The organism is Hypericibacter sp., from assembly GCF_050729195.1.
GTDB lineage: Bacteria > Pseudomonadota > Alphaproteobacteria > Dongiales > Dongiaceae > Hypericibacter.
The window spans coordinates 1-17,003 of record NZ_JBOHKS010000117.1; the positions used below are offsets into that span (position 1 = coordinate 1).

16 protein-coding genes are annotated in these 17,003 nt (G+C 66.4%); 10 read left to right on the top strand and 6 right to left on the bottom strand.

What is annotated here, in order from left to right; all coding sequences use genetic code 11:
* Positions 1–651: MlrC C-terminal domain-containing protein (locus ACREE8_RS08960; protein ID WP_431572645.1), on the top strand; the 651-nt coding region annotated here is incomplete at its 5' end.
* A 114-nt stretch (positions 652–765) separates the two neighbouring features.
* Here ACREE8_RS08960 and ACREE8_RS08965 read toward each other — a convergent pair.
* From ACREE8_RS08965 to ACREE8_RS08985, 5 genes are all read right to left on the bottom strand, one after another.
* Complete coding sequence (locus ACREE8_RS08965) at positions 766–2,820, bottom strand: dipeptide ABC transporter ATP-binding protein (RefSeq protein WP_431572646.1); 2,055 nt, start codon at positions 2,818–2,820, stop codon at positions 766–768.
* A complete protein-coding gene (gene ddpC / locus ACREE8_RS08970) occupies positions 2,820–3,737 on the bottom strand; it encodes a D,D-dipeptide ABC transporter permease (RefSeq protein ID WP_431572647.1) in 918 nt (305 codons plus the stop codon). The genes ACREE8_RS08965 and ddpC overlap by 1 nt, the downstream gene beginning before the upstream one ends.
* A gap of 3 nt (positions 3,738–3,740) precedes the next feature.
* A complete protein-coding gene (locus ACREE8_RS08975; protein WP_431572648.1) occupies positions 3,741–4,757 on the bottom strand; it encodes an ABC transporter permease in 1,017 nt (338 codons plus the stop codon).
* Between the two features lie 70 nt (positions 4,758–4,827).
* On the bottom strand, positions 4,828–6,396 hold the full coding sequence (locus ACREE8_RS08980) for an ABC transporter substrate-binding protein (RefSeq protein WP_431572649.1): 1,569 nt from the start codon (positions 6,394–6,396) through the stop codon (positions 4,828–4,830).
* 218 nt (positions 6,397–6,614) lie between these two features.
* Positions 6,615–7,739, bottom strand: a complete 1,125-nt coding sequence (locus ACREE8_RS08985) for an NAD(P)/FAD-dependent oxidoreductase (protein WP_431572650.1) — start codon at positions 7,737–7,739, stop codon at positions 6,615–6,617.
* Positions 7,740–7,912: 173 nt separating this feature from the next.
* Here ACREE8_RS08985 and ACREE8_RS08990 point away from each other — a divergent pair, with 173 nt between their 5' ends.
* Together ACREE8_RS08990 and ACREE8_RS08995 are read left to right on the top strand one after the other, a co-directional pair.
* On the top strand, positions 7,913–8,479 hold the full coding sequence (locus ACREE8_RS08990) for a YbhB/YbcL family Raf kinase inhibitor-like protein (RefSeq protein ID WP_431572651.1): 567 nt from the start codon (positions 7,913–7,915) through the stop codon (positions 8,477–8,479).
* A gap of 90 nt (positions 8,480–8,569) precedes the next feature.
* Positions 8,570–9,145: a YbhB/YbcL family Raf kinase inhibitor-like protein gene (locus ACREE8_RS08995; RefSeq protein ID WP_431572652.1), complete on the top strand. Its 576-nt coding sequence runs from the start codon at positions 8,570–8,572 to the stop codon at positions 9,143–9,145.
* 15 nt (positions 9,146–9,160) lie between these two features.
* Here ACREE8_RS08995 and ACREE8_RS09000 read toward each other — a convergent pair whose 3' ends face one another.
* Complete coding sequence (locus tag ACREE8_RS09000; RefSeq protein WP_431572653.1) at positions 9,161–10,114, bottom strand: NAD-dependent epimerase/dehydratase family protein; 954 nt, start codon at positions 10,112–10,114, stop codon at positions 9,161–9,163.
* Positions 10,115–10,268: 154 nt separating this feature from the next.
* Between ACREE8_RS09000 and ACREE8_RS09005 the strand changes: the two genes are divergently transcribed.
* The 7 genes from ACREE8_RS09005 to ACREE8_RS09035 all read left to right on the top strand — a co-directional run bounded on the left by ACREE8_RS09005 (position 10,269) and on the right by ACREE8_RS09035 (position 16,849).
* A complete protein-coding gene (locus ACREE8_RS09005) occupies positions 10,269–11,084 on the top strand; it encodes an ABC transporter ATP-binding protein (protein ID WP_431572654.1) in 816 nt (271 codons plus the stop codon).
* Positions 11,071–11,793: an ABC transporter ATP-binding protein gene (locus tag ACREE8_RS09010; protein ID WP_431572655.1), complete on the top strand. Its 723-nt coding sequence runs from the start codon at positions 11,071–11,073 to the stop codon at positions 11,791–11,793. The genes ACREE8_RS09005 and ACREE8_RS09010 overlap by 14 nt, the downstream gene beginning before the upstream one ends.
* Positions 11,790–12,686, top strand: a complete 897-nt coding sequence (locus ACREE8_RS09015) for a branched-chain amino acid ABC transporter permease (RefSeq protein ID WP_431572656.1) — start codon at positions 11,790–11,792, stop codon at positions 12,684–12,686. The genes ACREE8_RS09010 and ACREE8_RS09015 overlap by 4 nt, the downstream gene beginning before the upstream one ends.
* Positions 12,686–13,726 (top strand): branched-chain amino acid ABC transporter permease, encoded by a 1,041-nt coding sequence (locus ACREE8_RS09020; RefSeq protein ID WP_431572657.1) that lies wholly within the window; start codon positions 12,686–12,688, stop codon positions 13,724–13,726. The genes ACREE8_RS09015 and ACREE8_RS09020 overlap by 1 nt, the downstream gene beginning before the upstream one ends.
* A gap of 2 nt (positions 13,727–13,728) precedes the next feature.
* A complete protein-coding gene (locus ACREE8_RS09025; RefSeq protein ID WP_431572658.1) occupies positions 13,729–14,892 on the top strand; it encodes an ABC transporter substrate-binding protein in 1,164 nt (387 codons plus the stop codon).
* A 137-nt stretch (positions 14,893–15,029) separates the two neighbouring features.
* Positions 15,030–15,812 carry an N-formylglutamate amidohydrolase gene (locus ACREE8_RS09030; RefSeq protein ID WP_431572659.1) on the top strand — a complete coding sequence of 261 codons (783 nt, stop codon included), beginning with the start codon at positions 15,030–15,032 and terminating at the stop codon, positions 15,810–15,812.
* Complete coding sequence (locus ACREE8_RS09035) at positions 15,809–16,849, top strand: MurR/RpiR family transcriptional regulator (RefSeq protein WP_431572660.1); 1,041 nt, start codon at positions 15,809–15,811, stop codon at positions 16,847–16,849. Before ACREE8_RS09030 ends, ACREE8_RS09035 begins: the two co-directional genes overlap by 4 nt.
* Positions 16,850–17,003: the final 154 nt, after the last annotated feature.

Consider the following 17,003-nt stretch of genomic DNA (forward strand, 5'->3'; position numbering starts at 1 on the left):
ATGCGCGACGCCATCGCCCCCAAATTCCTGACCGTCGACGAGGCGCTGGACGCGGCGATGGCGCATAACGGCAATCCGGTCGTCATCGCCGACGTCACCGACAATGCGGGCGGTGGCGCGCCCGGCGATTCCACCTTCTTCCTGCGGCGCATCCTCGATCGCGGCCTCACCGATGTCGCCACCGGCTATTATTGGGACCCGATCGCGGTCCGCTTCTGCATGGATGCGGGCGTGGGCGCCAATCTCGATCTGCGCGTCGGCGGCAAATGCGGACCCACCTCGGGCGATCCGGTGGATCTCAAGGTGACGGTGCGTGGCGTCGCCGACATGGTGACGCAGCGTTTTGGCGACGCACCCGATCCGATGGGCCCCTCGGTCTGGGTCTCGGCCCAGGGCGTCGATCTGGTGCTTACGACCCTGCGCACGCAGGTGTTCCATCCCGAAGGCATGACCAAGCTCGGCATCGACCTGTCGAAGCGCAAGATCGTGGTGGTGAAATCGACCCAGCATTTCCATGCCGGCTTCGCGCCGATCGCCAGCCGCGTGCTCTATGCCGCGGCCCCCGGCGCGTTGACGAAGGACTTCACGAAGATTCCCTATCGCAACATCACGCGGCCCTTCTGGCCGAAGGTCGCGAACCCGTTCGGGTGACGCACTCTGCTGTCATTGCCGGGCTTGACCCGGCAATCCAGGGCAAGAGGGGGCCGCGGCCCTGGATGCCCGGATCAAGTCCGGGCATGACAGAATAAGGCAGATGGTCGCGCTTTAGACGCGCCCTCTCAGCAACTCCTCGGCGCGCAGGCAGCGGGCGAGGTGATCGGGCTGTGAGGTCCCCTGCAGCGCCTGCGGTTTCTCGCAGCCCTCGATCGCGACCGGGCAGCGTTCGCGGAAGAAGCAGCCCTTTGGCAGGTTGATGGCGCTCGGCAAATCGGTGTTGCGTAAGGGGGCGGAGATCTCCGTGTCGCGATCGAGCGTCGGCACGGCTGCGAGCAGCGCACGCGTATAGGGATGGGCCGGCTGGCGCAGCAGCGCGCCGGTCGGGCCGGATTCGACCACCTGGCCCAGATACATGACCGCGACCCGGTCGGCGATATGCCGGATGACCGAGACATTGTGCGACACGAAGAGATAGGTGAGCTTCAGCCGGCTCTGCAGCTCCATCAGCAGATTCAGGATCTGCGCCTGGACCGAGACATCGAGCGCCGAAGTCGGCTCGTCCAGCACGATCAGGTCGGGTTCCAGCGCGAGGGCGCGGGCGATGGCAATGCGCTGGCGCTGTCCGCCGGAGAATTCATGGGAATAGCGGTCGAGCTGGTCGCTGCGCAACCCCACCAGGGCGGCCAGCGCGCCCGCGCGATCCTTGAGCCAGCGTCGCGGATGGCGCTGGCCGACGCTGAGCGGCTCGGTCATCACCTGCCAGACCGGCATGCGCGGATCGAGCGAGGATTGCGGATCCTGGAACACGACCTGGAAGCGCCGGCGCAAGGCACGCAGCTCGCGGCCGCCGACACTCCAGGGATCGGTGTCGTCGAAGAGAACGCGGCCCTCGCTCGGCTTGAGCAGAGCCATCGCGACGTGGCCCAGAGTGCTCTTGCCGCAGCCTGATTCACCCACGATGCCCAGGGTCTCGCCGCGGCGGATTTCGAGATCGACGCCATTGAGGGCGTGGACCTGCGCCCGGGGGCGCCCCAGCCAATTGGCGCCGATGGGGAAACGCATATGGACATTTTCGAAGCGGACCAGCGGCGCGCTGCCCATCCGGGGCGCCGGCATGACGTTGGCGCCGGAGGCCAGCGGCTCCAGCAGGGCCACCCGCTTTTCATTCAGGAGCCAGCAGGCGGCGCGATGGGCGGGCTCATCCGGGCCTTCGAGCAGTGGCGGCGTCCGGCCGCAAGGCTCGAAGGCGAAGCCGCAGCGGGGCCGGAAACGACAGCCTTCCGGCGGAGCGATGAGATTGGGCACCGTCCCCGGAATCGAGGCCAGCGGTTGTTTGGGTGCGACGAACTCCGGCAAGGCGCGCAGCAAGGCGCGGCTATAGGGATGCAGCGGCCGCCGCAGCACCTCCGCGGTGGTGCCTTGCTCGATGACCTTGCCGGCATACATCACATAGACCCGGTCGCAGAGCTGCGCCACGACGGCGAGATCATGGGTGATGAAGAGCACCGAGATGCCGCGCCCCCGGGCGCGCTCGCGCAGGAGTGCCAGCACCTGCGCCTGGACCGTCACGTCGAGGGCCGTGGTCGGTTCGTCGGCGATCAGGACCTTGGGGTTGCAGGAGAAGGCCATGGCGATCAGCACGCGCTGGCGCATGCCGCCGCTGAGCTCGAAGGGATAGTTCCGCATGACGCGGCGCGCGTCGGGGACCTGCATCTCCGTGAGGAGCTTCTCGGCCCGCGCCTGCGCCTCGGTCTCGCTCACCGGCTCGTGGCGGCGGATGACCTGCGTGATCTGACGACCGATGCGGATCGTCGGGTTGAGCGCGTTCATCGGTTCCTGGAACACGACCGAGGCAAGCCGCCCGCGGATATCCTCGAGCTTGGCCTCGGATGCGGACACCACGTCCTGGCCCAGCAGCACGATCCGTCCCTCGGCGATGCGGGCCGCATGGGGCGGCAGCAGCCGCATCACCGACATGGCGGTGACCGACTTGCCGCTGCCGGATTCACCGACCAGCCCGACGATCTCGCCGGCGCCCACGGTGAGCGACACCTGGTCGAGCGCCCGGACGGCGCCGCGATAGGTCGCGAATTCGAGCGTGAGCTCCTGCACCTCGACGATCGGCGCTGGCTTCGTCCCGGCGCTGGAGGCGGTCTCGGCCATCACTTGCCCTTGAGCCGCGGATCGAAGATGTCGCGCAAACCGTCGCCCAGCAGGTTGAAGCCCACGGCCGTCACCAGGATCGCGAGGCCGGGGAAGGTCGGGTACCACCACTGGTCCAGCAAGAAATCCCGTCCGCTGCTGACCATGGCGCCCCATTCCGCCGTCGGTTGCTGCGCGCCGAGGCCGATGAAGCTCAAGGCCGCCGCGGTCAGGATGGCGCCGCCGATATCGAGCGTGCTTTGCACGATGATCGGCGCCATCGCGTTCGGCACGATATGGCGCAGCACGATCTGGCGCCTGGAGGCGCCGAAGGTGACGGCGGCCTTCACATAGGCACGCTCGCGCAAGGACAGCGCCTGCCCTCGGGCGAGCCGCACATAGAACGGGATCCGCACGACGGCGATCGCCAGCATGGCGTTGATGAGATCGGGTCCCAGCGCCGCTGCCAGCGCCATGGCCATGACGAAGGAGGGGAAGGAGAGCAGCACATCCATCAGCCGCATGATGACGGTGTCGGTGCGCCCGCCGACGAGGCCGGAGAAGGCGCCGAGGATCGTGCCGATGCTCATCGAGAAGAAGACGATGGCGACGCCGATCGTGACCGAGACGCGCGAGCCCCAGATGATGCGCGAGAGCAGGTCGCGGCCGACCTGGTCGGTGCCGAGCCAATGGACCGCGCCGGGAGCGGCGAGACGCGCCCGCAGATCGAGCGCGTTGGGGTCGTAGGGCGCGATCCAGGGCGCCAGCAGCATCACCAGCAGCACGAAGACGATGATGGCGAGGCCGACGAGGGTGAGCGGGCTGCGGCTGAGCTGATACCAGATATAGGCGAGGTCGATTCTGCTGGCAGGCGCGCTCACCTCCGGCGTGGGGCCGGGCGTCAGCGGCGTGGCGGCGAGATTGCTGTCGCTGGCCATGGTTCAGCCCACTCCCCGGATCTGGGGATCGAGCAGCATATAGGTCAGATCGACGAAGAGATTGAGCAGCACATAGGCGGTCGAGGCGACGACCGTGAAGCCCATGATCGCCGGGAAATCGAGCGCGTTGATCGACTGGACGACATAGTTGCCCATGCCCGGCCAGGCATAGACCGTCTCGGTCAGAACCGCGCCATAGAGCAGGTCGCCGAAGGCGAGGCCGATCATGGTGACGGAGGGGATCAGCGCGTTGCGCAGCGCATGATCGAACAGGATGCGCCGGCGCGAAAGCCCGCTGGCCTTGGCGGTGCGGATGTAATCCTCGGTCAGCACCTCCAGCATCGCCGAGCGGATCTGGCGGGTGACGATGCCCAGATGCAGGAAGCCCAGCGTGACGGCCGGCAGCAGCAGATGTCGGACCGCACTGACGAAGGCCTTGCCGTCGCCGGCAAAGAGCGCATCCAGCGTGTAGAAGCCGGTGACGAAGGGCGGCGGCGTCAGGGCGCTGTCGAGCCGTCCCGAGCCCGGCAGGATCTCGAGCTTGCCGTAGAACAGATAGATCAGCAGCAGCCCCAGCCAGAAGGCGGGCGTCGAGATGCCGGTCACCGACAAGGTGCGGGTGATCTGATCGATGGCGCGATCCTTGGCGACCGCGGAGATCACGCCCAGGGGAATGCCCAGCACGATCGCGAAGATCATCGCGGCCAGGGCCAGTTCGATGGTGGCCGGGAAGAAGCGCAGGATATCGTCGGCGACGGGACGCTGGGTGCGGATCGAGATGCCGAGATCGCCGTGCAGCAGGTCGCCGGCATAGGTCAGATATTGCTCATAGAGCGGCCGGTCGAGCCCGAGCTTGGCGCGCATCTGCGCGACCAGCTCGTTGGAGGCGCGTTCGCCCGCCATCATCCGCGCAGGATCGCCCGGGATCATATGCGAGATCGCAAAGGTGACGATCGAGACCCCGATCACGACGAGGACCAGCAGCAGCAGCCGGCGCCGGACGATGTTCAGATAGGACATGGGCGGGATCCGGAAAAGCGCAGGGGCGGGGCGATCACCGACCGCGCCCGCCCCTGGGTTTTCTGGGCGCTTACTGCGCCCGCGACATGGTCTCGAAGTTGAACATCTGCAGCGTCATCGGGTTGTAGACGAACCCTTTGACGTCCGAGCGGATGGCAACCTGATAGTTCGCCTGGAACAGGAGAACATAGGGCGCCTCCTCGATCACGATCTTCTGCGCCTCGGCATAGATCTTCTTCCGCTCCTCGACATTCGCCGCGGTCGCCGCCTTGCGGATGAGCTCGTCCACCTTCGGGTTGGTGTAGAAGGCGCGGTTGCCCGGCAGGCCGTGCAGGTCGGAGTCGAACCAGTAATTCATGAACATGTAGGGGTCGCCATAGTCCGGCGTCCAGTTGCCGGCCGCGATGTCGAAATCGCTGCTGTTCAGCTTCTCGCGCATGGTGGGATAGGCGAACTCCTGCATCTCGACGGTGATCCCGATCGCCGCCAGATTCTGCTGCAGCACCAAGCCGATCGACTCCCAGTTGGGATCTTTCTTCGAATAGAGATAGCCGAGCTTGAGGTCCTTCACGCCCGCATCGGCCAGGAGCTGCTTGGCCTTGGCGGCGTCGGTGGTGAACTGGAAGCTCGCATCGTCGTGGCCCCAGAGGCCTTCCGGCACGGGCCCGCGCATCTGGACGCCGTTGCCGAGCAGGATGCCGTCGATGATGCCCTTATAGTCCACGGCATAGGAGATCGCCTGGCGCACGCGGACATCGTCGAGCGGCTTGCGGGTGTTGTTGAGATAGAGATAGGTCACCTGGAAGCTCGGCTCGTCCACGACCGTGACGCCATCCGCTTTCTTCAGCGCGTCGAACTGGTCGACCGGCAGGTCCTCGGCGATGTCGATGTCGCCCTTCTCGAGCTGCAGGCGGCGCGCGGAGGCTTCCTTGATGATCTTGACGATGACCTTCTTGAACGAAGGCGCCGGGCCGGCATAGTTCGGGTTGACCTCCATCACCACCTGCTGGTCCTTCTCCCAGCTCGTCACCTGGTAGGGGCCGCTGCCGAGCGTGTGCTCGGCGAGATAGGCCTGGCCGAGATCGCCGTCCTTCTCATGCTGCGCGGCAGCCGGGCTGACGATGCAGGCGCCGTTGGTCGCGAGGCCGGCGAGGAAGGGACCGAACGGCTCCTTCAGGATGAACTTGACCGTATGGGCGTCGATCGCCTGGACCTCGGTGACGGGACCGACCGTCTCCGACGGGCCCTTGGCGACCTTGAACAGGCGGTCGAAGCTGTATTTGACCGCGGCCGCGTCGACCGGCGAACCGTCGGCGAACTTGTGGCCGTCATTGAGCGTGAAGGTCCATTGCAGCCCGTCATCGCTGACGGTCCAGGATTTCGCGACGTCGCCCTCGACCTCGGTACTGCCCTTGCCGTTCTCGACCTTGAACTTCACCAGCCGCTCATAGGCGGGATAGGTCACGGTCCAGCTGTTGTTGGTCACGGTGACGGCCGGATCCATGCTGTCCACGTCGCCGGCCTTGCCGACCACGAGCGTGTTGGGGTCGCCTGCCGCCGATGCCGAGAGCGGTCCGGCGATCGCGGTGGCCAGCAGCGCGGCGGCGCCGAGCAGCATCGCCTTCAAATTCAGTCTCATGGGTTTCTCCCTTTTGTGCATTCCATCAGGCGTCCTGCCTTGCAGCCCGCGCTGTTTGATCCGAGCGTCGGTCGGTGCGTGGCGGAACGATCCCCGATCGCCTGCGGGGGTGGTCTTTTGTCGGTTTCATTGCAGCTTCGTGGCAGGCGAAGTGGGGAGTATCCGGCGGGGTACCGGAAGCGTCAAGGCGCGCGGGTGTCCCCGCCGCCCTCAATCCATCAGCGCAGCCGAATGGGGGAGAGTGCTGCCTCGGTCACGCCCAACGCCGCCAGCTCGGGCGGAACCGGTTCGTGTCGTGCGAGCGCGCTCACGAGGGCTGCGATGCCGGGTGCCGTCTGGATGCCATAGCCGCCCTGGCCCGCGAGCCAGAAAAAACCCTCGACCCGGTCGTCATAGCCGACCACCGGTGTCTTGTCGGCCACGAAGGAGCGCAGACCCGCCCAGCGGCTCTCGATGCGCGGGATCGGCAGGGTGATGACCTGCTCCAGCCGGTCCACCAGGATCGCGATGTCGAGATCCTCCGGCTGGACGTCGCAAGGCGGCATCGGTGTCTCGTCCGCGGGCGAGGCCAGGATCTGGCCGGCATCGGGCCGGAAATAGAATTGTTCGTCGGCATCGATGATGGTAGGCCAGCGCGCGACGTCCAGACCGGCGGGCGGGCGGAACCGGATCGCGGTCCGGCGCTTCGGCACCAGCCCGATCGGTGCGGCGCCGGCCAGCGCGCCGATCTCGTCGGCCCAGGCGCCGGCCGCATTGACGACGACGCGGGCGGCGAAGGCGCCGGCCTTGCTCTCGACCTGCCACAACCCCGCCTGCCGCGAGAGGCCACGGACCTGGGCGTCGGTGATGACCTGCCCGCCACCTGCCTTGAGGCCCCGCAAATAGCCCTGATGCAGCCCATGGACGTCGATATCCATGGCATCGGGATCGAGCACCGCATCGGCCAGATAGCCCGGCCGGAACACCGGCACCTGCGCTTCGACCTCGGCCGTGGCAATGCGCCGGATGTTGCTGCGCAGGCCCGAGACTTCCTCGAGGAACGCGTCGAGCGAGCCGCGCTGGTCGGCACGGCCGACGAAGACGACGCCGCGCGGCAGGAGCAGGGGATGGGCGGCAAAGCCGGGCGGCGGGCCTAAATAGAAACCCTTGCCGCCGGTGGTCAGCGCCCGCACGGTCGCGTTGCCATAGGTCTCGGCATAGAGGGCGGCCGAGCGGCCCGTGGTGTGGTAACCCGGCTGGTCCTCCTGCTCGAGGATCAGGACGCGGGCCTGGCTTGCGAGCGCGTAGCCGGCCGAGGCGCCAGCCATGCCGGCGCCGATGATGAGGAAATCGAACTCAGCCATAAGGGGATCCAACTCCAACCGGTGCCAGCCGCCTGTTGCGCCCATGGCCTAGCGGTTCTTGCCGGTAACCGCAACCGGTTGAAGGCGACCTTCGGATGTCGCAAGTGTTGGCGCGACGTGACAGACTGGGCGTCGGTCGATCCGGGGAAGGGGAACCAGGACCTATGATCTCGATGAAAATTCGGTGGCTGATCGCGGCACTCTTGCTCATGGGCGTTGCCATGTCGGCGGCGGTGCCGGCACATGCCGTGAACTTCCGGGTCTGGAGTCACGATATCAAGGACGGTCAATTCCAGGAGGGTCAGGTCCTGAGCAAGGCCTTCGGCCTCGGCTGCGAGGGCGGCAACCTCTCGCCGCATATCAATTGGGAAGGTGCGCCGCAGGGCACCCAGAGTTTCGTCCTGACGGTGTTCGACCAGGATGCCAATGGCGGCAAAGGGTGGACCCACTGGGTCGTGGTCAATATCCCCTATACGGTGAACTCCTTGCCGCGCGGCGCCGGCGGGAGCGGCGCCGTGGAAGCGGTCGGCGCACTCCAGACGCGCAACGATTTCGGCCAAGCGGGTTATGGCGGTCCCTGTCCGCCGCCGGGCCAGACCCACCACTATGTCGTCACGCTGACGGCGCTCAGCGTCGCGAAGCTGCCGCTCGACAAGACCGCCACGCCGACGATGGTTACGGCCGCCATCGGGGGCAGCAAGATCGCCGCGGTGAGCTTCACAGCGAGCTATCAACGATAGGCTCAGTCTGGATGCGGCACGGCGATAGACCGTGTGGCGCCCGTGGTAGATTGCGGCAGGAATTCATTCGGGGAAGGGGATACAGGATCTATGCATTCGATCGAAAGGCGCCTGGCCGCCATGGCCTTCGCACTGCTGGGCGGCGTCGCGTTGCTGACCTCGCCCGCTCGCGCGGACGAGTTCAGGCTCCATAGCAGCGACATCGTGAACCAGATGGTCAAGCAGGACCAGGTCCAGAGCAGCAACTATGGCGCCGGATGCTCGGGCGGCAATCTCTCGCCGCATCTGGATTGGGAGAACGCGCCTCAGAACGCGCAGAGTTTCGTGCTGACGGTATTCGACAAGGACGCGCCCAACGGCATGGGTTGGTTCCATTGGGTCGTGGTCAACATTCCGAACACGGTCAATTCATTGCCGCCGGGGGCGAGCGGCGATGGCGCCGTCGAGGCGACCGGCGCGATCCAGACCCGGACCGATTTCGGCACGCCCGGTTATGGTGGTCCCTGCCCGCCGGTGGGCACGGCCCATCGCTACATCTTCACGATCACCGCGTTGCGGGTTTCGAAGATTCCGGTCGACCAGGAAGCCACGCCGGCCCTGGTCAGTATCTTCATCGAGGCCAACAAGATTGCATCGGCCAGCTTCACGGCGATCTACGCGCGGTAGGACGGCGTCGTCAGGCTAGCGCGGGGTGCTTCGAAGTGCTTCGCGATAGCGTCTGAGACCTTCGGCCAGGGGAACCCGCGGTCGATAGCCCAGATCGCGCGCCGCCTGGGTGAGATCGAAGCCCGCCGGCCCCGTGGCATGGACACCATGGCCGGTGAAGGAGACGCGGGTCTCCGGCGCGAACGCACGCAGCCGGGACACGACCTGTTCCAGCGTCTGACCGTCGCCCGCGGTGATATTGTAGGTCAGGCGCGGCACACGCGGGGCGCGGGCCGCCGCCAGCAGCCCGTCGACCACATCGTCGATATAGAGGTAATGCGTGACCTCCGCGGGCGAGCCCTCGATCTCGAAGGGTCGCCCGGCCAATGAAGCCCGCAAGAGCTGTTCCAGCATGGTCGGCGTGATGCGCCCGGGGCCATAGATCCAGGACAGGCGCAGCGCCACCCCGTCCAGGCCACGCTCCCGCACATAGCCGATCAGGGCCTGCTCGGCCGCGACCTTGCTGGCGCCATAGACGCCGTCGGGAGAGGGCGGCGTGTCCTCGTCGATCCGGGGACCGGATCTCGATCCGAAGATCTCGGTCGTGGAGCAGAGCAGGAAACGGCCGACGCGGTGCCGGCGCGCCGCCTCGAGCAGATGCGCCGTTCCCATCGCGTTGATCCGCCAGATCTCCAGCGGCCGGTCGGCCATCACCATCGGTCCCGACACCGCGCCGCAATGGAGGATGGTGTCGAATTCATCGCCATCGACCAGCGCGTCGACCTGGCCTTGATCGGTGATGTCGCAAGGGCGGAAATCGGCAGATGCCGGTTTGTCGGACGGCAGATCGCTGCCGACGGCCGCGACGCCGTCCCGCTTCAAGCGCTCGAGCAAGGTCGCGCCGATGAATCCCCGCGCGCCCGTCACCAGCACGCGCCCGAGCGGGCGCTGCGGTATCGGCGATTTCTCCGGCGGCGGGGTTTGAGTCATTCCGATCCCGATCTCTCTTGCGCCATCGGCGACCGGCACAGAACCGGCTGCCGTTCAAGGCGCTTGCGCCGGCATCTTGTAATAAATGTTAGGGACGTGATACTAGTGCTTCCGTTTATAACATCAAGACGCGTCCAGGAAACGAGACGCGCGGATGACGGGGAGAGCCATGGAGGCGGGCCGCGAGGCGCTGCTCACGGTTGCCGGGTTGAAGAAGAACTTCGGCGGCGTGAAGGCGCTCGAAAAGCTGGACCTGACGATCGCATCGGGCGAACTCGTCGGCCTCATCGGGCCGAACGGGTCCGGCAAGACCACGGCATTCAATCTTCTCACCGGCGTGTTCAAGCCCAGCGGCGGCCACATCGTCTTTCGCGGCCAGGAGGTCGCGGGCAACCGGCCCGAACAGAATGCGCGCCTCGGCATGGCGCGGACCTTCCAGAACATCCGTCTGTTCCGCGATCTGCCGGTGGTCGACAATGTCGCGGTGGGCCTGCATATGCGCCACGGCGCCGGCTTCTGGCCGACGGTTCTGCGCTTCCCCGCGGCCACCCGGTCCGAAAGCAAGATCCGCGAGCGCGCGCTCGAGGTGCTGGAGATCCTCGATCTGCGCGACCGCGCGGGCGATCTCGTGGCCAACCTGCCCTATGGCGATCAGCGCAAGGTCGAGTTCGCGCGGGCGCTGGCGACGGAGCCGGTGCTGCTGCTGCTCGACGAGCCTTCCGCCGGCATGAATCCTCATGAGACGGCCGAGCTCGGCGCCACCATCTCGCGGCTCCATCGCGAGCTCGGCCTGACCATCATCCTCGTCGAGCATGACATGAAGATGATCATGACGCATTGCCAGCGCATCCATGTCATGCATCAGGGCCGCATTCTCGCCGAAGGATCGCCGGCAGAGATCCAGCGCGATCCCCGCGTCATCGAGGCCTATCTGGGCCGCCGCCGCGAGGGTGCCCATGCTGTGGCTTGAGGATGTCCATGTCCATCGCGGCGGGACCCATGCGCTGCGCGGCATCGACCTCGAGGTGCGTCGCGGCGAGATCGTCGCCCTCATCGGCGCCAACGGCGCCGGCAAGACGACGACGCTGGCCGCCATCTCCGGCCTGCTGCGCTGCCAGCAGGGGCGCATCGGCTTCGCACCGGATCAGGAGCGGATCGATATCTCGAAAGTGCGGGCCGAGAAGATCGTCGCCGCCGGCATCTCCCATTGCCCCGAAGGGCGTCAGGTCTTCGGCAATCTCTCGGTCCAGGAGAACCTCATGATCGGCGCTTATCTGCGCAGCGACCGGGAGGGGATCGAGAAGGATCTGCGCGCGGTCCATGAACTGTTCCCGATCCTGCTCGAGCGCTCGGGCATCCCGGGCAACCGGCTCTCCGGCGGCGAGCAGATGATGCTGGCGATCGGCCGCGCGCTGATGAGCCGGCCCAAGCTGCTGCTGCTCGACGAGCCCTCGCTGGGCCTGGCGCCGCAGCTGGTGGAACAGATCTTCGACATCCTGCAGCGCATCCGCAACGAGGGCACGACCGTGCTGCTGGTCGAGCAGAATGCCGCCATGGCGCTCGATCTGGCCGACCGCGCCTATGTGCTGGAGACCGGCCTCATCAAGCTGTCGGGCGCCGGCAAGGCGCTCGCGCAGAATGCCGATGTGCAACGCGCCTATCTGGGAGTGGGTCCATGACCGGTGGCTATATCCTGGAGCAGATCGCGAACGGCATCATCCTCGGCAGCATGTATGCACTGATCGCGATCGGCTTCTCGCTGATCTACGGCATCGTGCGGCTGATCAATTTCGCCCATGGCGACATCGTGACCATCGGCGCCTTCGCCATGCTGGCGAGCGTCGCCGCCATCGACGCGCCATTCCCGGTCGCGATTGCCGTGGTGCTGGTCGTGGGCGCCGGCATCGGCATGCTGATCGAGCGCATCGCCTTCCGGCCGATGCGGGGCGCGCCGCAGGTGACCGGCTTCATCGCCTCGCTCGCGGTCGCCATCGTGATCGAGAATCTGGGCATCATGACGCTGACGGCCCAGCCGCGGAACTTCATCGTCCCGGCCTATCTCGGCGAGTTCGTCCATCTCGGTTCACTCCAGATCCGTGCCATCGATCTGGCGATCGTGGTCCTGGCGATCCTGCTGATGACGGCGCTGGCGCTCTTCGTGCGCTTCACCAAGGTCGGGATGGCGATGCGCGCCACCGCCGAGAACTACAATGTCGCGCGGCTCATGGGCATCAATATCGACCGCATGATCATGCTGGCCTTCGCCATCGGTAGCGCGCTCGCCGCCGCCGCCGGCCTGATGTGGGGCAGCAAATACAGCCAGATCAGTCCCCTCATGGGCCTGATCCCGGGCCTCAAGGCGTTCGTGGCGGCGGTCATCGGCGGCGTCGGCTCGATCAGCGGCGCCATGCTGGGCGGCTATGTGCTGGGGCTCGCGGAGGTGCTGTTCGTCGGTCTCCTGCCGCCGGAATATTCCGGCTATCGCAACGTCTTCGTCTTCGCGACCCTGATCGTCATCCTGCTGGTGATGCCCAACGGTCTGCTCGGCCGCAGCACCGAGGAGCGCGCCTGATGGAGCGCCGCAGCCCGTTGCTGGCCTTCCTCGCCGCGGCCCTCGTCGGCGCGGTGCTGGTCTATGTCGCCAGCGCCGGGCTCGATCCCTATATCCTCTCGATCATCGCCTTCATCGGCATCAACGTCATCCTGGCCGTCAGCCTCAACATCACGAATGGCTTCACGGGGCTGTTCTCGCTGGGCCATCCGGCTTTCATGACCGTCGGCGGCTATGTCACCGCGATCCTGACCCTGCCGGCCGCGCGCAAGCCGCATCTGCTGCCGGATCTCCCCGCCTGGCTCGCACATATGAATTGGCCCTTCCTGCCGGCGCTGATCGCGGGGGGCCTGTGCGCCTCGCTCGTCGCCGCGGTTGTCGGTTTCCCGGTCCTGCGGCTGCGCGGCCATTATCTCGCGGTCGCGACCCTGGGGCTGATCTTCATCATTCAGGGGCTCGCGACCAATCTGGACGGCTATACCCGCGGTGCCCTCGGGCTCAACGGCCTGCCGGAGCTGACCAACCTCTGGTGGGTCTATGGTTGGATGCTGCTGACGCTCTATGTCTGCTGGAAGCTGAAGCATTCTTCGCTCGGCCGCACCATGCTGGCGATCCGCGAGAATGAGCTGGCCGCTTCCTGCCTGGGCGTGAAGATCACGATGACGCGCATCTTCTCCTTCGCGCTCGGCGCCTTCTTCGCCGGGGTTGCGGGTGGGCTCTGGGCTCATCTGGTCACGCTGGTGACGCCGACCTCCTTCACCTTTCTCTTCGCCTTCCAGCTCGTGGTGATGGTGGTGCTGGGCGGCACCGGCAGCATCACGGGGGCGGCTCTCATCGCCGCCATCCTCACCATCGCGACCGAGCTCCTGCATCCCGTCGAGGAAGCGATCGGGCTCTATGGCTCGAGTCAGTTGCTGCTCGCGGTCGCCGTGCTGCTGGTTCTCATCTACCGGCCGAAAGGCCTCTTCGGAACGGCCGAGCCCGATCTTTTTGCCTGGATCGGAAAATGGCAAGGCCGCCAACAGACCCATTCCGGGTCGAAACGCCAAAGGGAGGTGTGACGATGAAGTCCATATTTTCGAGATTGGCGGCGGCGACGGCCGTCGCCGGATTGCTCACCATGGCGCCCCATGCCAAGGCGGCCGATCCGATCAAGATCGTGGCGCTCTATAACCTCAGTGCCGGCGGCCTCGCCTCGATCGACGGGCCCTCGCTCAATGGCGCCAAGCTGGCGGCGAAGCAGATCAACGATGCCGGCGGCCTGCTCGGCGGCCGGATGATCGAGATCACCGCGATCGACACCAAGAACGACCTGAAGGAAGCGGCGACCGGCGCCAAGCGTGCCGTCTCCATCGAAGGGCTCGTGGCCGGCATCGGCCATAGCGATACCACCTTCGCGCTGGCCTCGGCACCCTTGTTCCAGGCGCAGGGCATTCCCTTCGTCACCTCCGGGGCCACCTCGCCCGACTTGCCGGACATGGTCGGCAACGAGATGTTCCTGGCCTGTTTTGCCGACGACGTCCAGGCCCATGCGATGGCCGAATATGCCTACAACACGCTGGGCGTCCATAACATCGTGATCTGGACCGACAACGCGATGGATTACACCAAGGGCCTGTCCAAATACTTCCAGGACCGCTTCACGCAGCTCGGCGGCAAGGTGCTGCTGAACGACATCTACATGACCGAGGACAAGGATTTCTCGGCCCTGGTCTCGCGGCTCAAGGCCAACAAGGACGCCCAGGCGGTGTTCGCCTCCTCGGGCCCCGACACGGCCGGCATCATCATCAAGCAGATCCGCGAAGCCGGCATCACCATGCCGATCCTCGGCGGCGACGGCTATGACACCGACCTGGTCTCGTCCGTTCCCGGCGAGGCCCTGGCGAACGAGGTCTATTTCACCACCCACGCCTATGTCGGCCTGGATACCGGTGCGGCCAACCAGTTCCGCACGGCCTACCAGAAGGAATATGGCGTGCCGCCGGAGAACGCCTTCGCGGCCCTGGGCTATGACGCGATGGGCCTGGTGGCGGACGCGATCAAGCGGGCGGGCTCGACCGATCATGCGGCGGTGACCGCGGCGCTGGCCGCGACCACGGCCTTTCCGGCCGTGACCGGCAACATCGCCTTCCTCAATGGCAGCCGGGTGCCGAGCAAGCCGGTCGCCATCATGTATGTCGATCACGCCAAGGTGAATCTGAAGACGACGGTCACGCCGCAGGGCTGATCGGCAACGCTACAGACGACATCGGCCCTGAGGCTCCGGAAGAGGCGGCTCCTTTCATCGCACGCGATGGGGGAGCCGCCCGATCCGGGCTGGGGGTCGGTGAGACAACGAACGAAGGCTGAGAACGGCGTGATGTCATGACTGGGTTGTTGGGTCCGGGCGATCCCGAGGCCGTCGCGGTGCAGAATCCGGACGGCGCCTCGCCGATCGTCTTCATCTCCGATCATGCCGGCCTTGCCATTCCCCGGCGGCTGGGCAGGCTGGGTCTCAGCGACGCGGAGTTGAGCCGCCATATCGGCTGGGACATCGGCATCCAGGGCGTGACGTCGATCTTGTCCGACCGGCTGAAGGCCCCCTACATTTACCAGCTCTATTCGCGGCTGGTGATCGATTGCAACCGCCAGGCGGGCTCCGCGCAGTCGATCATGGAGCGCAGCGACGGGACCGACGTGCCGGGCAATCATGGATTGAGCGAAGAGGACAAGAAGGTCCGCGATGTCGAGATCCTGCGCCCCTATCATGACTGTATCCGCCAGACGCTCGACGAGCGGCTGCAGGCGGGGCAGCCCACCGTGATCTTCGCCATGCATAGCTGCACGCCGCAGCTGAACGGCGATGCGGCTCCGCGGCCGTGGCAGATCGGCGTGATTGCCCATAGCGACTGGCGCATCGGCGATGTGCTGATCCGGCTGCTGGAGGCGGAGACCGATCTCCGCGTCGGGCGCAACAAGCCCTACAGCGTCAACATGGTGATGGACTACACCGTGCCCGTGCATTGCGAGGGAAGGCGGCTGCCCTATGTCGAGATCGAGATCCGGCAGGATCTCATCGGCGAGGCCGGCGGCCAGAAGCAATGGGCCGATCTCCTGGCCGGAATCCTCCCGCGCGTGGTCGAAGGCTCGGGAGTCATCGCGGCATGAGACGGTCCGGGTCGAACGGCAACGCCGCTGCCGAGACATCGCCGGCGGTTCGGGAGACCCGGCCCATTTCGGAGCGGGTGCGGCGGGGCTTGAGTGCCTTGACCGCCGCCGAGAACCGTGTGGCCCAGGCCTTGCTCGACGATTATCCGGTGGCTGGGCTGGAGACGGTCGCACGCTTCGCCAAGCGCGCCGGCACCAGCGGCCCGACCATCCTGCGCTTCATCAGCCGCCTCGGCTTCGAGAGCTATGCCGGTTTCCAGAACACGCTGCGCAGCGAAGTGCAGAAGCAGCTCCAGGGCCCCCTGGCGCGTTATCCCTCGCGGCCGAGTTGGGGCGATGGCAGCGACGTCCATGAGCGGGTGGGGCTCGCCATCTGCGGTAATATCGAACGCGCGGTGCGGGGATTGCCGCGCCAGGACTATGGCGAGATCACGCGGCTCATCTGCGACCCCAAGCGCGCCGTCTTCTGCCTCGGCGGCCGCTTCACCCAAATGCTGGCCACCTATTTTCATCACTGCCTGCGCGAGCTCAGGCCCGGCGCGCGGCTGGTGCGCGAGGGCAGTGCCGGCTGGGCCGACTATCTGCTCGATGTCAGGCGCGGCGATGTGCTGGTGGTGTTCGATTTCCGCCGCTATCAGCGCGACGTGCTGGAGTTCGCCGGCGGGGCCGCGGCGCAAGGGGCCGTCATCATCCTGGTGACGGACATCTGGAACTCGCCGATCGCGGCACTTTCCACCCACGTCATCGCCTGCCCGGTCGAGGTGCCGACTGCTTTCGACAGCGCCGTCGCCGGCCTCGCCATGGTCGAGGTGCTGATCGCCAGCGTGGTCGAGCGGCTGGGCGAGGGCGCCAAGCGGCGGATCGAGACGCTCGAGACTCTGCGCCAGCCCTTCCATCTGGAGAGCGCGCCCCCCGGCGCCGGCCGGAAGGCCGCACAAAATCCCATCGCCGCGGGCCGCAAGGCGAAACAGAGTCGAAAGCCGGGCAAGAAGGCGAACGGCAAGGCCGGCGTGAAATCAGGGAGGTCCACCGGATGAATCGGGAACCGTTCACGATGTTCTGCTACGCGGACATCTCGGGGCAGCTGCGCGGCAAGGGTTTCCCGACCCGCCATCTGGAGAAGCGCCTCGAGAGCGGCGTCGGCTGGACGCCGACCAACATCATGTTCACGGGCCTCGGCACCATCGCGCC

Coding starts and splice junctions, on each gene's coding strand:
- ACREE8_RS08965 (WP_431572646.1), bottom strand. CDS start 2,820: ATGGCCGAGACCGCCTCCAGCGCCGGGACGAAGCCAGCGCCGATCGTC.
- ddpC (WP_431572647.1), bottom strand. CDS start 3,737: ATGGCCAGCGACAGCAATCTCGCCGCCACGCCGCTGACGCCCGGCCCC.
- ACREE8_RS08975 (WP_431572648.1), bottom strand. CDS start 4,757: ATGTCCTATCTGAACATCGTCCGGCGCCGGCTGCTGCTGCTGGTCCTC.
- ACREE8_RS08980 (WP_431572649.1), bottom strand. CDS start 6,396: ATGAGACTGAATTTGAAGGCGATGCTGCTCGGCGCCGCCGCGCTGCTG.
- ACREE8_RS08985 (WP_431572650.1), bottom strand. CDS start 7,739: ATGGCTGAGTTCGATTTCCTCATCATCGGCGCCGGCATGGCTGGCGCC.
- ACREE8_RS08990 (WP_431572651.1), top strand. CDS start 7,913: ATGAAAATTCGGTGGCTGATCGCGGCACTCTTGCTCATGGGCGTTGCC.
- ACREE8_RS08995 (WP_431572652.1), top strand. CDS start 8,570: ATGCATTCGATCGAAAGGCGCCTGGCCGCCATGGCCTTCGCACTGCTG.
- ACREE8_RS09000 (WP_431572653.1), bottom strand. CDS start 10,114: ATGACTCAAACCCCGCCGCCGGAGAAATCGCCGATACCGCAGCGCCCG.
- ACREE8_RS09005 (WP_431572654.1), top strand. CDS start 10,269: ATGACGGGGAGAGCCATGGAGGCGGGCCGCGAGGCGCTGCTCACGGTT.
- ACREE8_RS09010 (WP_431572655.1), top strand. CDS start 11,071: ATGCTGTGGCTTGAGGATGTCCATGTCCATCGCGGCGGGACCCATGCG.
- ACREE8_RS09015 (WP_431572656.1), top strand. CDS start 11,790: ATGACCGGTGGCTATATCCTGGAGCAGATCGCGAACGGCATCATCCTC.
- ACREE8_RS09020 (WP_431572657.1), top strand. CDS start 12,686: ATGGAGCGCCGCAGCCCGTTGCTGGCCTTCCTCGCCGCGGCCCTCGTC.
- ACREE8_RS09025 (WP_431572658.1), top strand. CDS start 13,729: ATGAAGTCCATATTTTCGAGATTGGCGGCGGCGACGGCCGTCGCCGGA.
- ACREE8_RS09030 (WP_431572659.1), top strand. CDS start 15,030: ATGACTGGGTTGTTGGGTCCGGGCGATCCCGAGGCCGTCGCGGTGCAG.
- ACREE8_RS09035 (WP_431572660.1), top strand. CDS start 15,809: ATGAGACGGTCCGGGTCGAACGGCAACGCCGCTGCCGAGACATCGCCG.